This window comes from uncultured Kluyvera sp. (assembly GCF_902485085.1).
Taxonomy (GTDB): domain Bacteria; phylum Pseudomonadota; class Gammaproteobacteria; order Enterobacterales; family Enterobacteriaceae; genus Kluyvera; species Kluyvera ascorbata.
In genome coordinates this window covers 15,068-29,830 of record NZ_CABTJS010000014.1, presented here as the reverse complement: position 1 = coordinate 29,830, position 14,763 = coordinate 15,068, and the positions used below count along the sequence as shown (strand labels likewise).

The window sequence follows — 14,763 nt, the reverse complement described above, 5'->3', positions numbered from 1 at the left end:
GCTCCGCAATTAACTGTGCTGGCGAATAAAGCGCGCACGCCAGGGTTTCAGCACCCACAGTGCCAGCCCAGCCGTGATGAAATCAAGAGCAATCGCACAGCCAAAGACGACATGCCACCCTTGAGTGTGCTGATACAGTAACGCGGCCAGCGGCCCACCGAAAATGGAGCCAATCCCCTGCGAGATATACAGCCAGCCGTAGTTCGAAGCGGCATTTTCGCTGCCAAACGTGTCAGTCAACGTAGAAGGGAACAGCGAAAAGATCTCGCCCCAGCCGAAGAATACGACCCCGGAAAGCAGCACAAACAGCATCGGATCGTCTCGACAGGCCAGCCACAGCATCATCGCTACCCCTTCAAGGGCAAAGGCGATAAACATGGTTTTTTCACGGCCATAGCGGTCGGAAATAAAACCAAACAACGGGCGAGTCAAGCCGTTGGTAAAGCGGTCGATGGTCAGTGCCAGCGGCAGCGCGGCCATGCCGAATACCACCGCTTTACTGATGCCAAAATCTTCGGCAAAGATAGCCATTTGCGAGGTCACCATAAGCCCGGAGGTCGACATCATCGCCATCATGGCAAACATCAGCCAGAACAGAGGCTGGCGCAGCATTTCACGAGAGGTAAACTGACGCGTCCCCTGCACGATTTTCCGGCTAACCGGCAGCGCAGTCGAGTTGGGTGGCAGGCTCAGCCCTTGGCTGGCCAATAGCCCTACGATAGCGAAGACGATACCAAACACGGTCATGGTCTGCTCCAACCCATAACTGCCCAGCGAAATCGAGATCGGGAAGGTAGTCAAAATCGCCCCCATACCGTAGCCCGCCGCCACAGCCCCTGCGGCAAAGCCTCGGTTTTGCGGGAACCACTTAACCATCAGCCCAACGACGCCAATGTACACAATCCCGGTGCCCAATCCGCCGATACAGCCATAGACCAGGTATAGCGCCATCAGACCATTGATGTGCGCGGAGAGCACCCAGCTTAGCCCGGCCATCACCGTGCCGATTGAAATCAACAGCCGGGGGCCAAATCGTTCAACCAGCCGCCCCTGAAAAGGAGAAAAGAAGGTCTGCAGAATAATCAGCAGCGAAAAGGTTACCTGCAGCTCCGGTAGGCCGACACCCAACTTCTCGGTCAGCGGTTTGGTCAGCAGCGTCCATACATACTGCGGGCTGGAGATTGAGGCCATACAGATAAGCCCCAACACCAGCTGCGCCCATTTGCCAAATTTTGGTGCTACCAAAGGTTCTCTGAGAACGGTCATTTTACGCTCCAATAGACGAAAAAATGTCGTCAGAACGCGGGCGCGCCCAGCGCGCCTCATCATTCCGCGAATGTTTCATTTGGAAAATGCTGGGTTACCAGCGGGCAACGCCACCATCGCTACGAGGGTCGCTGCCGCCTTCCAGCATGCCGTTGCAGTGCCGGAGAATAGCCCCGGCATGCCCCATGAGGTCGTCATAAGGGGGATAAATATCGACGTCATGGCCGTACTGTTTGAGGGTGTCGGTAGTCGCCGCTCTGAGGCGGCTTTCAATCTTAAGCGTGTCGCTGCTTTCTCCCCAGGTGCGCCCTAATAGCCAGCGCGGAGCGGCCACGGCCGCCTGCGGGGTCATTTTCTGGTGGAGGATGCGGTCAAAGACCGCCGCCAGCGTCTGTGGCTGGCCGTCTCCGCCCATGCTGCCGTACACCAGCACATCGCCGTTGGCCAGATGCGCCAGCCCGGGGTTGAGAGTATGGAACGGTAGGCGGCCCGGCTGTAATGGGTTGGTGGCATTTGGGTCAAGCGAAAAGCTGCTGCCACGGTTTTGCCAGATGATGCCGCTGTCGGCGAGGATCACCGCACTACCAAACTCATGATAAATGCTCTGGATAAAGCTGACGGCGGTGCCAGAACCGTCGATAACGCCCATCCAGATAGTGTCCGCAGGCCCGCGCCCTTTGCCCCAGGCCTGTGCCCGGTCGGGCACAATCTGCGCGCTGAGCTGAGCGATACTCTCTGCCGTCAGCAGCGACTGCGGGTCAAGGGTCATATGGGCCGGGTCGGTGATATGGCGATCGCGCAAGGTGAACGCCAGCTTAGTCGCTTCAACACAAAGGTGGACAAAATCGGCTTCGTCAGCAATAGCGCCCTTTTTACGCTGCTGTTCGATAATGCCGGTCATCAGCAGCGAGACCAGGCCCTGAGACGGTGGCGGCAGGTTATATACCGTCCCACTCTCCGTTTCCAGCGCCAGCGGCTTCACCCGTGCCGCGCGATAAACATCAAAGTCGCTAAAGCGCAGCAGGCTTCCGGCCGCCTCAAGTTCGCTAGCGATCAGTCTGGCCGTTTCACCGTGGTAAAAATCACTCAGCCCGTGAGTTGCCAACCGCTCCAGAGTGTTGGCAAGCGCAGGTTGAAGCAGCAGATCGTCGGGATCGAGCGCCTGACCTGTTGGCGCAAACAGGCCGCGAAAGCCAGGGTACTGGCCGAGCTGCGGCAAGCGTGCGGTGATTTGTTGATGCAGCCCTGCGCTCACCGGTACGCCATGACGCGCATAGTGGATGGCATCGTTCAGCAGACGCGTTAACGGCAGCGGCGCGTTGGCCATCTGCTCTCCTGCCCACTCCAGCGCACGTTCCCAACCGCCCACCGTGCCGGCGACAGTATTGGCTGCCAGCGGGCCGCGCACCGGAACCTGCTCATAGCCAGCCTGGCGATAAAAATCGATATTTGCTTTCTCCGCTGCAAAGCCACAGGCCTGAATCGCCACCGGCGCTTCACCCGGTTTTGAGATTAACCAGAATCCATCGCCGCCGATGCCATTCATATGCGGGTAAACCACCGCGATGGTCGCCGCCGCCGCCACCATCGCCTCAACCGCATTACCGCCATCGCGCAAAACGGCCACTGCACTTTCTGCGGCCAGCGAGTGCGGCGCAACGGCCATGCCCTGCATACATTTAGCTGATTGGATTTGAGTCATCGTCTGCACCTTGCCTACATGAGTGTATACACAGATGTAGGCACAAAGCGTGCCAATTGTTATTTTTGTTAATTATCTTGTGGTTATATGAATAAAACAGAAAAGGCGGAGGTTAACGCGGAGCAATGTTCGCACCGAAGCGGTGCCGATGTGGTCTGATGGTGCGCACTAAAAAAGCAAAAACCCTGCCGAAGCAGGGTTTTGTCGTCTTGATAAATGCCGCCGGGACGGCGATGAATCAGAACGGGATATCGTCATCGAAGTCCATCGGCGGTTCGTTAGACGGTGCCGGAGCGGACTGCTGCTGCGGGCGAGACTGCGCGCCGCCGCTGAACTGATTGCCGCCCTGTGGCTGCTGAGGCTGACCCCAACCGCCCTGCTGCTGCTGGCCGCCACCTGCCGGTGCGCCGCCGCCCTGACGGCCACCCAGCATCTGCATGGTGCCACCAACGTTAACCACGACTTCGGTGGTGTATTTTTCAGCGCCGGACTGATCGGTCCATTTGCGGGTACGCAGCTGGCCTTCGATATAAACCTGAGAGCCTTTACGCAGGTATTCGCCTGCTACTTCCGCCAGCTTGCCGAACAGCACAACGCGGTGCCATTCAGTCTGCTCTTTCATTTCACCAGTCGCTTTGTCACGCCAGGATTCGGAAGTAGCCAGCGTAATGTTGGCAACTGCGCCACCATTCGGCATGTAGCGTACTTCCGGGTCCTGGCCCAGGTTACCGACGAGAATCACCTTGTTTACGCCTCTGCTGGCCATGTTTGTCTCTCCTGAAAAATGAATCTTGATTAAGTGTAAACGCGCCAGTGTATCATTTCCAGACGGTATTTTGGTAGCTGCGAGACAGATTCCACTAAACATCTTATCCCGCTGCAATTTTCAACAGCATCCGGAATCGGCATTCCAATACTGTATATTCATTCAGGTTAAGTTGTGTCATAATTAGCCGTTTCTGCCGTTTGTCCTTCTAACAAACCAGGCAATCCGTGTATCTCCTCTACCGGGAAAGGTGAATGGATAAGATCGAAGTTCGGGGCGCCCGCACCCATAATCTCAAAAACATCAACCTCGTCATCCCTCGCGACAAACTGATTGTCGTGACCGGGCTGTCCGGGTCTGGCAAATCCTCACTGGCTTTTGACACCCTCTACGCCGAGGGGCAGCGTCGCTATGTAGAATCGCTTTCTGCCTATGCGCGCCAGTTCCTGTCGCTGATGGAAAAGCCGGATGTCGATCATATTGAAGGGCTGTCGCCTGCGATCTCTATCGAGCAGAAGTCGACGTCACACAACCCGCGTTCGACGGTCGGTACCATTACCGAAATTCACGACTACCTGCGCCTGCTATATGCCCGCGTAGGCGAGCCGCGCTGCCCGGATCACGACGTGCCGCTGGCGGCGCAAACCGTCAGCCAGATGGTCGATAACGTGCTGTCACAGCCGGAAGGCAAGCGCCTGATGCTGCTGGCCCCGATCATTAAAGAACGTAAGGGCGAGCACACCAAAACGCTGGAGAACCTGGCAAGTCAGGGCTATATCCGCGCGCGCATCGACGGCGAAGTCTGCGATCTGTCCGATCCACCAAAGCTGGAACTGCAGAAGAAACACACCATCGAAGTGGTGATTGACCGCTTTAAAGTACGCGATGACCTGACGCAGCGTCTGGCGGAATCGTTTGAAACCGCACTGGAGCTCTCCGGCGGCACGGCGGTGGTCGCCGATATGGACGACCCGAAAGCAGAAGAGCTGCTGTTCTCCGCCAACTTCGCCTGCCCGATTTGCGGCTACAGCATGCGCGAGCTTGAGCCACGCCTGTTCTCGTTCAACAACCCAGCGGGCGCATGCCCAACCTGTGACGGCCTGGGCGTGCAGCAGTATTTCGATCCTGACCGAGTTATCCAGAACCCTGAGCTGTCGCTGGCCGGTGGCGCGATTCGCGGCTGGGATCGTCGTAACTTCTATTACTTCCAGATGCTGAAGTCGCTGGCAGAACACTACGAATTCGACGTTGAAGCCCCGTGGGAAAGCCTTGATGCCGCCGCGCAGAAAGCCATTCTTTACGGCTCCGGCAAAGAGTCGATTGAATTCAAATACATCAACGACCGTGGCGATACGTCCGTGCGTCGCCATCCGTTTGAAGGCGTGCTGCACAACATGGAGCGCCGCTATAAAGAGACGGAATCCAGCGCGGTGCGCGAGGAGCTGGCGAAGTTCATCAGCAACCGTCCGTGCGCCAGCTGCGACGGTACCCGTCTGCGTCGCGAAGCACGCCACGTCTACGTTGAAAATACGCCGCTGCCGACCATCTCCGACATGAGCATCGGTCACGCGATGGACTTCTTCAACAACCTGAAACTCTCCGGCCAGCGCGCGCAGATTGCGGAAAAAGTACTGAAAGAGATCGGTGACCGTCTGAAGTTCCTGGTCAACGTCGGCCTGAACTACCTGACCCTCTCCCGCTCCGCAGAGACCCTCTCCGGCGGCGAGGCGCAGCGTATCCGTCTGGCAAGCCAGATTGGCGCGGGGTTGGTTGGCGTGATGTACGTGCTGGATGAGCCGTCTATCGGCCTGCACCAGCGCGACAACGAACGCCTGCTCGGCACGCTAATTCACCTGCGTAACCTCGGTAACACGGTAATTGTGGTCGAGCACGACGAAGACGCTATTCGCGCCGCCGACCACGTTATCGACATTGGCCCTGGCGCGGGTGTCCACGGTGGCCAGGTAGTCGCTGAAGGGACGCTTGACGACATTATGGCGGTGCCAGAGTCGTTAACCGGGCAGTTCATGAGCGGGAAACGCAAAATTGAAGTGCCGAAAAACCGCGTTCCGGCGAACCCGGAAAAAGTGCTTAAGCTAACGGGTGCTTCGGGTAACAACCTGAAAGACGTGACCCTGACGCTGCCGGTCGGCCTGTTTACCTGCATCACCGGCGTGTCCGGCTCCGGTAAATCAACGCTGATTAACGATACCCTGTTCCCGATTGCGCAGACGCAATTAAACGGCGCAACTATCGCTGAACCGGCGCCGTACCGCGACGTTCAAGGGCTGGAGCATTTCGATAAAGTTATCGATATTGACCAGAGCCCGATTGGCCGTACTCCGCGTTCCAACCCGGCCACCTACACCGGCGTCTTTACGCCAGTGCGTGAGCTGTTTGCCGGCGTGCCAGAATCACGTTCACGCGGCTATACGCCGGGCCGCTTCAGCTTTAACGTCCGCGGCGGGCGCTGCGAGGCCTGTCAGGGCGATGGCGTTATCAAAGTCGAAATGCACTTCCTGCCGGATATCTACGTGCCGTGCGACCAGTGCAAAGGCAAACGCTATAATCGCGAAACGCTGGAGATTAAGTACAAGGGCAAGACCATCCACGAAGTGCTGGATATGACCATTGAAGAGGCACGTGAGTTCTTCGATGCCGTTCCGGCGCTGGCGCGTAAGCTGCAAACGCTGATGGACGTTGGCCTGACCTACATTCGTCTTGGCCAGTCGGCAACCACGCTTTCCGGCGGCGAAGCCCAACGCGTGAAGCTGGCGCGCGAGCTGTCCAAACGCGGCACCGGTCAGACGCTCTATATTCTGGACGAACCGACCACCGGCCTGCACTTTGCCGATATCCAGCAGCTGCTGGAAGTGCTGCATCAGCTCAGAGATCAGGGCAACACGATTGTGGTTATCGAGCACAACCTGGACGTGATTAAGACCGCGGACTGGATTGTCGATCTCGGTCCGGAAGGCGGTAGCGGCGGCGGTGAAATTCTCGTCTCCGGGACACCAGAAACGGTGGCTAACTGCGAAGCCTCGCACACGGCCCGTTTCCTTAAGCCTCTGCTGGGTTAATCACGAGTACATCTGCTGTCGGAGCGTTTCCGGCAGCAGATCCACTGCCAGCTGATACGACGCATCTACCAGATAGTAAATTTGCGAGCTTGGCAGCGACCCATCCAGGTAGACGGTGCTCCAGTGCGCTTTGTTGAGGTGTCGGCTTGGGCGAACGTCTTTATGCTGCTGACGCAGCAGCTCTGCCAGTTCGGGGCTGGTTTTCAGCGACACCGCCGGGCGGTCTTCGACATCCTTCACCATCGCAAACAGCACGTCGGCCACTTTAATCTGTGTTGCCTTCCAATCGCTGTGCACGCTCTGTTCCGCGCCACGCTTCGCCATGCAGTACAGCAGAAGATCCGAACTGGTCATCATTTTATACTCCTCAGTCTCGCAAACCATGTTGTGCAAAAAAGCATCATTTCAGTGTGCAACAAGACGCCGAAAGGATAAACCTTTCAGCGCCTGATTTTGACTAAAAAAGCATCATTTATTGATAGGGCGTTAGTACTCGGAGTTAACGATCACTTCTTCGTTAAACGCACCTGCCTGCGGCAGCGGGCGATAGGTCGAGTTAGAGGCGCGCAGGACGCGGATACCGCGGGCTCCTACTTCACGCGCGGCGGTGATGTCGTTATCGGAATCACCATAGAACACCCTGATGTTCTTCTCTTTCAGCCACTGGGTCTTCGTGTTCTGACCCGGCTCATCACCGGCAAAAATCACCGGATTCATGTTCGCCCCGGGGATCAGGAAATCATCCTGCAGCGTTTTAGAGACGGTTTCGGTTTTGGTCTGGCTACGACCGGTCACGAAGTAGATGCTGTCGCCGCGCTTCACGTGCATTGCAATCAGCGAACGGGCCACTTCTTTCGGGATACTGAACGCGTCCCAGCCGTTATTCATTTTTTCCCAGAACTCGGGGTTCTTCAGGTAGTCCTGGCTATCCGGCGAGTAGGTTCTTTGCCCGCGCCAGAAGCCTGGGCTTGAGAACAGGACGGTATCGTCGATATCAAAACCGACCGCCATTGGCGGATGGCCCATCAGGCTGTTTTCAATTTGCGCCACGGAAACCCAGTGGATAGGAGCCTGTTCGGCCAGCTTCGCAACGTCGGTACCTGGATAGAGTGGAGAAGGTGACGAGGCGTGAGCCGTCACCGAAGCATTCAGTGCAAATAACAAGCAGACGGCACTGAGAGCTTGCGTGATCTTGCGCATGTTTTCCCTTAATTCGTCGAGTCGTTATTGTAATAAAGTGAGTGTTGCTTCAAATAAAAGCACTGCGACCTTACCGTCTGAGGGATACGATTGAAAGGTTTATCTCAGAATAATCCTGAAAAAAGTAAGGGGATCACAGTTTGATGCTTTGAAAGCACGCTGGCTCAGCATATACCTCCGAGTCAGCGTGAGCACTTACTTACATGACTGCAGCAAAGGCTTTTGCCACACGCTGTACGTTGCGGCTATTGAGGCCCGCTGCGCACATACGACCGCTGGCAATCAGGTAGACGCCAAATTCATCGCGCAGACGATCGACCTGCTCGGCGCTCAGGCCGGTATAGCTGAACATTCCTCGCTGTTTGAGCAGGTAGTCGAAGTTACCGTTCGGCATCTCTTCTTTCAGCACGTTTACCAGCGCCTGGCGCATGTCCAGAATCCGAGTGCGCATTCCTTCAACTTCTGCCAGCCACATGGCTTTCAGCTCAGCATCACCGAGAACGGCAGCCACAATCTGCGCGCCGAAGTTTGGCGGGCTGGAGTAGTTGCGACGGACGGTCGCTTTCAGCTGACCCAGCACGCGCAGCGCGGTCTCGTTATCTTCACAGATAATCGACAGGCCGCCGACGCGTTCGCCGTACAGGGAGAAGATTTTGGAGAATGAGTTGCTGACCAGCGCTGGCAGGCCAGCATCGGCGATGGCGCGAATGGCATATGCGTCTTCTTCCATGCCTGCGCCAAAGCCCTGGTAGGCGATATCGAGGAACGGAATAAGATCGCGTGCTTTCAGTACTTCAACCACGCCATCCCACTGTTCATTTGTGAGATCGGCACCAGTTGGGTTATGACAGCACGGATGCAGCAGCACGATGCTGCGCGCTGGCAGCGTGTTCAGCGTTTCCAGCAGCGCGTCGTAACGCACGCCGTTGGTTTCACTATCAAACCAAGGATAGGTGCCAACCTTGAAACCAGCGCCTTCAAAAATCGCGATATGGTTTTCCCAGGTAGGGTCGCTAACCCATACGCCAGAATCCGGGAAGTAGCGCTTGAGGAAGTCTGCGCCCACTTTCAGCGCGCCGGAGCCACCCAGTGTCTGGATAGTCGCCACGCGCTGTTGCTGGAGAACCGGGTGATCGGCGCCAAACAGCAGCGGTGCTACTGTGTGACGATAACTGTTCAGCCCTTCCATCGGCAGGTACAGCGATGCGCCGTGCGGCTGCGCGTTGAGTCGCGCTTCGGCCTCCGCCACCGATTTCAGCTGCGGAACAATGCCGTTTTCGTCATAAAACAGGCCGATGCTGAGGTTAACTTTGTCGCTGCGCGGATCTTCTTTAAAGCGTTCCATTAAGGAAAGAATCGGGTCGCCCGCATAGGCGTCAACTTTTTGAAACACGCGATGGTTCTCCAGGTTTACAGAAGGCAGGAAATAACACAATAAACTGGATGGGGAGGAAGGTCGAGCGGTTGATGAAAAGATTGCCGGATGGCGGCGTAAACGCCTTATCCGGCCTACGGTCAATGCGCGATGTAGGCCGGATAAGCGCAAGCGCCATCCGGCACGCGATAGGCTTAGTCGATATACTTCATCGCCACCCGCGACGTCAGGCGCGTAATAAGTTCGTAAGCACTCACTTTTGTGATTTCAGCAATGCGTTCAACCGGCAGGCCATCGCCCCACATGATCACTTCATCACCGGTTTTATCCTGGGCATTCGGACCCAGATCGACGCAGACCATGTCCATCGCCACGCGGCCCACAATTGGCACTTCGCGGCCGTTAACCAGCACTGGCGTGCCGGACGGTGCCGCGCGCGGGTAGCCGTCGCCGTAGCCCATCGCGACCACGCCGAGGCGGGTATCGCGTTCGCTGACCCAGGTGCCGCCGTAGCCAACCGGCTCACCGGCTTTGTGCTCGCGTACGGCAATCAGGCTGGAGGTCAATGACATCACCGGCTGCAGGCCGAAGTCTGGGCCCCACGGTTTCTGTTCCAGCGGGGATACGCCGTAGAGAATGATACCAGGGCGCGCCCAGTCGAAGTGCGATTGTGGCCACAGCAGAATGCCGCCGGATGCCGCGATAGAACGTAGACCCGGTTTGCCGTCGGTGAAGGCGGTGAAAATCGCGAGCTGTTTTTCAGTCGCGCCGCATTCCGGTTCGTCGGCACGGGCAAAGTGGCTGACCACGTTAACCGGCTGGCGCACGTTTTTGCACTGGCTCAGACGCTGATAGAACGCATCGGCATCTTCCGGGAGTACGCCCAGACGGTGCATACCGGTGTCGAGCTTCATCCACACGGTGACCGGCTCGCTGATGTCAGCGGTTTCCAGCGCTTCAAGCTGTTCGATGTTATGCACGGCGGTATGCAGATGCTGGGCAGCAATCGTCGGTAGATCGGTCGCGTTGAAGAAGCCTTCCAGCAGCAGAATTGGCTGAGTGATCCCGCCCTCGCGCAGGCGCAGCGCCTCTTCAAGACGGGCAACGCCAAAAGCATCGGCGTCGGGGAGCGTTCGCGCGGTCTCGAGGAGACCGTGTCCGTAAGCGTTCGCTTTCACCACCGCAACCAGCTTGCTGGCAGGTGCCAGTTCACGCAGACGTTGCAGGTTGTGTCGCAGAGCGCGGCGGTTAATGACTACAGTTGCCGCTTGCATTTGTGTTCCTTGATATGAATTTGCTGATTCAGCGTTGTTATTCGTCGTCGTACTGCGGACCGGCGTAGTTATCGAAGCGCGACCATTGACCGTTAAACGTCAGGCGCACCGTGCCGATTGGGCCGTTACGCTGTTTACCGATAATAATCTCGGCGATGCCTTTTAAGTCACTGTTTTCGTGATAAACCTCATCACGATAGATGAACATGATTAAGTCGGCATCCTGCTCGATCGAGCCAGATTCACGCAGGTCGGAGTTGACCGGGCGTTTGTCCGCACGCTGTTCCAGGGAGCGGTTAAGCTGCGACAGCGCCACCACCGGCACGTGCAGCTCTTTGGCTAACGCTTTGAGCGAGCGGGAAATTTCGGCGATCTCCAGCGTACGGTTGTCGGAAAGCGACGGCACGCGCATCAGCTGGAGGTAGTCGATCATGATAAGGCCGATGCCGCCGTGTTCACGGGCGATACGGCGCGCGCGGGAGCGCACTTCCGTCGGCGTCAGACCGGAGGAGTCATCGATATAGATGTTTCGTTTTTCCAGCAGAATGCCCATGGTGCCGGAGATACGCGCCCAGTCCTCGTCATCGAGCTGGCCGGTACGAATACGGGTCTGGTCAACACGTGACAGCGACGCCAGAGAACGCATCATAATCTGTTCGGATGGCATCTCGAGACTGAAGATCAGCACCGGTTTATCCTGCAACATCGCCGCGTTTTCGACGAGGTTCATCGCAAAGGTGGTTTTACCCATCGACGGACGCGCCGCCACGATGATCAGGTCCGACGGCTGGAGACCGGCGGTTTTCTTGTTGAGGTCATCATAACCGGTGTTCACCCCGGTGACGCCGTCATGCGGCTGCTGGAAAAGCTGTTCGATGCGCGCGACGGTAGCGTCGAGCACTTCGGTAATATTTTTCGGGCCTTCGTCTTTGTTAGCGCGGCTTTCAGCGATTTTAAAGACGCGGGACTCGGCGAGATCCAGCAGGTCTTCACTGGTGCGCCCCTGCGGGTCGAAACCGGCTTCGGCAATCTCGTTAGCCACCGCAATCATTTCACGAACAACGGCACGTTCACGGACGATATCGGCATAAGCGCTAATGTTCGCCGCACTTGGCGTATTTTTGGAGAGTTCTGCCAGATAAGCAAACCCGCCGACGCTGTCCAGTTGCCCCTGTCGCTCCAGCGATTCCGCGAGCGTAATCAGGTCAATCGGGCTTCCGCCTTCCTGCAAACGGCCCATCTCTGTAAAGATGTGACGGTGCGGACGGGTATAAAAATCTTCCGCCACCACGCGCTCGGCAACGTCGTCCCAGCGCTCGTTGTCCAGCATTAGCCCGCCCAACACCGATTGTTCCGCTTCAATCGAGTGCGGCGGTACTTTCAGCCCGTCTACCTGAAAATCGCGGACGCGAGGTTCGGTTTGCGGTTTGTTGAAGGGTTTATTTGCTGCCATAGTGAATGGTATTACCGAGATAAAGAGTGGGTCGAAAGATTACCACATAATCGTTCTGGAGGAAGCATGGCAACCCGTATTGAATTTAGCAAACATGGCGGCCCGGAAGTGCTTAACGCGGTCGAGTTCACTCCATCAGCCCCTGGCGAAAACGAAGTGCAGGTGGAAAACAAAGCTATCGGTATCAACTATATCGACACCTATATTCGCAGCGGGCTGTATCCGCCACCGTCAATGCCCAGTGGTTTAGGCACAGAAGCGGCTGGCGTGGTGAGCCAGGTGGGCAGCAACGTGAAGCACATCAAGGCGGGCGATCGCGTAGTCTACGCGCAGTCCGGGCTCGGTGCGTATAGTTCGGTGCATAACGTCCCGGCGGATAAGGTCGCCCTGCTTCCGGCGGCTATCTCCTACGAGCAGGCCGCCGCCTCTTTCCTCAAAGGCTTAACCGTCTTCTATCTGCTGCGCAAAACCTACGAAATCAAACCCGGCGAACTGTTCCTGTTCCATGCCGCCGCAGGGGGCGTAGGACTGATTGCCTGCCAGTGGGCAAAGGCGCTGGGGGCGAAGCTTATCGGTACCGTCGGCAGCGCGGAGAAAGCACAGCGTGCACTTCAGGCCGGTGCCTGGCAGGTGATTAACTATCGCGATGAGAATATTGCCGAGCGCGTCAAAGAACTAACCGGCGGGAAAAAGCTGTCGGTGGTGTACGACTCGGTGGGGAAAGACACCTGGGAAGCGTCGCTGGACTGCTTAAAGCGCCGTGGGCTGATGGTCAGCTTCGGTAACTCTTCCGGCCCGGTCACCGGGGTTAACCTTGGCATTCTCAATCAAAAAGGCTCACTGTTCGCCACCCGCCCTTCCCTTAACGGCTACATCACCAACTATGATGAGCTGAAAGAAGCTAGCCACGAACTGTTCTCGCTGATTGCGAGCGGGATTATCAAAGTGGACGTGGCGGAGAGCCAGAAGTATCCGTTGAAGGACGCGCGGCGCGCGCATGAGATTCTGGAGAGTCGGGCTACGCAGGGGTCAAGCCTGCTGATTCCGTAACGTTCCTGCCGCACAAAAGACTAGGGCTTCCCGTAGGAAGCCCTTTCTTTTTTTAGTTCGGCTGTATGTAGGGTACAGCTCGATGAATTCTTTAACGGCGGCAATAGTGACAGATTTATTACGCGAATCCTATGAGGTTTTATGCAAAATGATTGAGGTTGTGACGAGGACCTCAATACCTCCGATAATTGCCGCGATATGGCCGTTCTTTCGGTGAATTAATCGCCCGGATAATCCACACCGCCGCGACCGCCAGGATAAGCCATGGCAGTAACTTAATCATAATAGCAAACAGCCCGCCAACGAACATTAATACGGTGGCCACCACCAGCGCGGCAATAATGCCGAGCAGCGAAATCCCGGTGACCAGCAGCATCACAAAAAATCCAATCACAAATAACAGTTCCAGCATGGTGGTTCTCCCAGAAATCATACGTAGCTGTCTGAACTATTACAAAAAACGTGCCAAAAATAACTTATTGATTATCAATAAAAAAGCCCCGCAACATTGTGCAGAGCTTGGTGAATTTGACCAGGATTTAGCGAAAAAATTAACGCTTATCCGCGACCAGCTTTAACGCGTGTTCCAGTACGTTGATATCGGCACCCGCTTTGTGAGCGTTCTCGCTCAGGTAGCGACGCCACTGGCGCGCGCCAGGGATGCCCTGGAACAGACCCAGCATATGACGGGTGACGTGGCCCAGATAGGTGCCGTTGCTCAGCTCGCGCTCAATGTACGGATACATGGCACGCACTACGGCGACAGGGTCGGCATCAACATCGGCGGCACCGAAGATTTCGCGGTCGACCGAGGCCAGAATGCCAGGGTTCTGATAGGCTTCGCGGCCCACCATCACACCGTCCATATGTTCCAGATGCGCTTTGGCCTCTTCCAGCGACTTAATGCCGCCGTTGATGGACATGGTCAGGTGCGGGAAATCGCGTTTAAGCTGGTAGACGCGCGGGTAATCCAGCGGCGGAATTTCGCGGTTCTCTTTCGGGCTTAAGCCGGAGAGCCAGGCTTTGCGGGCATGAATAATAAACATCTCGCACTCGCCGCGACCGGAAACTGTGTCGATAAAATCGCAGAGAAATTCGTAGCTGTCCTGGTCGTCGATACCGATACGGGTTTTCACCGTCACTGGAATCGACACCACGTCGCGCATCGCCTTCACACAATCCGCCACCAGCTGCGCGTTGCCCATCAGGCAGGCACCAAACATGCCGTTCTGCACTCGATCAGACGGGCAGCCGACGTTGAGGTTAATTTCATCGTAACCGCGTTCTTGCGCCAACTTCGCGCAGTGCGCCAGCGCCGCCGGGTCGCTGCCACCCAGCTGTAATGCGACCGGATGCTCTTCTTCGCTATAGGCCAGATAGTCGCCCTTGCCATGAATAATCGCCCCGGTGGTCACCATTTCGGTATACAGCAGCGTGTGCTGCGACAGAAGACGCAGGAAGTAGCGGCAGTGTCTGTCGGTCCAGTCGAGCATGGGCGCGATGGAGAAACGGTGAGCGGGGAAATTGAGTTGTGATTCTGAAGACATGGCGAAGTTTTGAGCATCTGGTGAATTGGGGGCGCTACTATAGCACAGGC

Annotated in this window: 12 protein-coding genes and 1 pseudogene; 2 read left to right on the top strand and 11 right to left on the bottom strand. The window is 56.7% G+C overall.

Features of this window, described 5'->3' with window-relative positions:
- Positions 1 to 9: 9 nt before the first annotated feature.
- From oxlT to ssb1, 3 genes are all read right to left on the bottom strand, one after another.
- Complete coding sequence (gene oxlT, locus RDN66_RS02575; protein ID WP_373240733.1) at positions 10 to 1,326, bottom strand: oxalate/formate MFS antiporter; 1,317 nt, start codon at positions 1,324 to 1,326, stop codon at positions 10 to 12.
- Between the two features lie 34 nt (positions 1,327 to 1,360).
- Complete coding sequence (locus RDN66_RS02570) at positions 1,361 to 2,968, bottom strand: gamma-glutamyltransferase family protein (protein ID WP_308537527.1); 1,608 nt, start codon at positions 2,966 to 2,968, stop codon at positions 1,361 to 1,363.
- Positions 2,969 to 3,206: 238 nt separating this feature from the next.
- Complete coding sequence (gene ssb1 / locus RDN66_RS02565; RefSeq protein WP_035896752.1) at positions 3,207 to 3,734, bottom strand: single-stranded DNA-binding protein SSB1; 528 nt, start codon at positions 3,732 to 3,734, stop codon at positions 3,207 to 3,209.
- 254 nt (positions 3,735 to 3,988) lie between these two features.
- Between ssb1 and uvrA the strand changes: the two genes are divergently transcribed.
- Complete coding sequence (gene uvrA / locus RDN66_RS02560; protein WP_123652245.1) at positions 3,989 to 6,814, top strand: excinuclease ABC subunit UvrA; 2,826 nt, start codon at positions 3,989 to 3,991, stop codon at positions 6,812 to 6,814.
- On the opposite strand, the gene RDN66_RS02555 is transcribed toward uvrA, so the two are convergent.
- The 6 genes and pseudogenes from RDN66_RS02555 to dnaB all read right to left on the bottom strand — a co-directional run bounded on the left by RDN66_RS02555 (position 6,815) and on the right by dnaB (position 12,116).
- Positions 6,815 to 7,168, bottom strand: coding sequence for an MmcQ/YjbR family DNA-binding protein (locus RDN66_RS02555; protein WP_123652258.1), 354 nt, complete (start codon positions 7,166 to 7,168; stop codon positions 6,815 to 6,817).
- 132 nt (positions 7,169 to 7,300) lie between these two features.
- Positions 7,301 to 8,014, bottom strand: a complete 714-nt coding sequence (aphA, locus tag RDN66_RS02550; RefSeq protein WP_035896755.1) for an acid phosphatase AphA — start codon at positions 8,012 to 8,014, stop codon at positions 7,301 to 7,303.
- A gap of 199 nt (positions 8,015 to 8,213) precedes the next feature.
- Positions 8,214 to 9,407, bottom strand: coding sequence for an aromatic amino acid transaminase (gene tyrB, locus RDN66_RS02545; RefSeq protein ID WP_123652243.1), 1,194 nt, complete (start codon positions 9,405 to 9,407; stop codon positions 8,214 to 8,216).
- Positions 9,391 to 9,574, bottom strand: a pseudogene (locus tag RDN66_RS24260) (hypothetical protein); the annotation flags it as partial. The pseudogene RDN66_RS24260 and the gene tyrB, both read right to left, overlap by 17 nt.
- A gap of 9 nt (positions 9,575 to 9,583) precedes the next feature.
- Positions 9,584 to 10,663 carry an alanine racemase gene (alr, locus tag RDN66_RS02540; protein ID WP_308537526.1) on the bottom strand — a complete coding sequence of 360 codons (1,080 nt, stop codon included), beginning with the start codon at positions 10,661 to 10,663 and terminating at the stop codon, positions 9,584 to 9,586.
- A 37-nt stretch (positions 10,664 to 10,700) separates the two neighbouring features.
- Entirely contained in the window at positions 10,701 to 12,116 is a 1,416-nt protein-coding gene (dnaB, locus tag RDN66_RS02535) for a replicative DNA helicase (RefSeq protein WP_035896759.1), read from the bottom strand.
- A 66-nt stretch (positions 12,117 to 12,182) separates the two neighbouring features.
- Here dnaB and RDN66_RS02530 point away from each other — a divergent pair, with 66 nt between their 5' ends.
- Positions 12,183 to 13,166, top strand: a complete 984-nt coding sequence (locus tag RDN66_RS02530; RefSeq protein WP_202216745.1) for a quinone oxidoreductase — start codon at positions 12,183 to 12,185, stop codon at positions 13,164 to 13,166.
- A 172-nt stretch (positions 13,167 to 13,338) separates the two neighbouring features.
- Here RDN66_RS02530 and pspG read toward each other — a convergent pair whose 3' ends face one another.
- Together pspG and dusA are read right to left on the bottom strand one after the other, a co-directional pair.
- Positions 13,339 to 13,578 (bottom strand): envelope stress response protein PspG, encoded by a 240-nt coding sequence (gene pspG / locus RDN66_RS02525; protein ID WP_035896763.1) that lies wholly within the window; start codon positions 13,576 to 13,578, stop codon positions 13,339 to 13,341.
- 139 nt (positions 13,579 to 13,717) lie between these two features.
- The gene (dusA, locus tag RDN66_RS02520; protein WP_202216746.1) at positions 13,718 to 14,713 is read right to left on the bottom strand and encodes a tRNA dihydrouridine(20/20a) synthase DusA; all 996 of its coding nucleotides are present in this window, start codon (positions 14,711 to 14,713) and stop codon (positions 13,718 to 13,720) included.
- Between the last annotated feature and the right edge of the window lie 50 nt (positions 14,714 to 14,763).

What these genes read in the sequence shown, in the direction of transcription:
- RDN66_RS02555 (WP_123652258.1), bottom strand. Translation starts at nt 7,168, where the DNA reads ATGACCAGTTCGGATCTTCTGCTGTACTGCATGGCGAAGCGTGGCGCG.
- uvrA (WP_123652245.1), top strand. Translation starts at nt 3,989, where the DNA reads ATGGATAAGATCGAAGTTCGGGGCGCCCGCACCCATAATCTCAAAAAC.
- dusA (WP_202216746.1), bottom strand. Translation starts at nt 14,713, where the DNA reads ATGTCTTCAGAATCACAACTCAATTTCCCCGCTCACCGTTTCTCCATC.
- RDN66_RS02570 (WP_308537527.1), bottom strand. Translation starts at nt 2,968, where the DNA reads ATGACTCAAATCCAATCAGCTAAATGTATGCAGGGCATGGCCGTTGCG.
- dnaB (WP_035896759.1), bottom strand. Translation starts at nt 12,116, where the DNA reads ATGGCAGCAAATAAACCCTTCAACAAACCGCAAACCGAACCTCGCGTC.
- aphA (WP_035896755.1), bottom strand. Translation starts at nt 8,014, where the DNA reads ATGCGCAAGATCACGCAAGCTCTCAGTGCCGTCTGCTTGTTATTTGCA.
- ssb1 (WP_035896752.1), bottom strand. Translation starts at nt 3,734, where the DNA reads ATGGCCAGCAGAGGCGTAAACAAGGTGATTCTCGTCGGTAACCTGGGC.
- pspG (WP_035896763.1), bottom strand. Translation starts at nt 13,578, where the DNA reads ATGCTGGAACTGTTATTTGTGATTGGATTTTTTGTGATGCTGCTGGTC.
- RDN66_RS02530 (WP_202216745.1), top strand. Translation starts at nt 12,183, where the DNA reads ATGGCAACCCGTATTGAATTTAGCAAACATGGCGGCCCGGAAGTGCTT.
- oxlT (WP_373240733.1), bottom strand. Translation starts at nt 1,326, where the DNA reads ATGAGGCGCGCTGGGCGCGCCCGCGTTCTGACGACATTTTTTCGTCTA.
- alr (WP_308537526.1), bottom strand. Translation starts at nt 10,663, where the DNA reads ATGCAAGCGGCAACTGTAGTCATTAACCGCCGCGCTCTGCGACACAAC.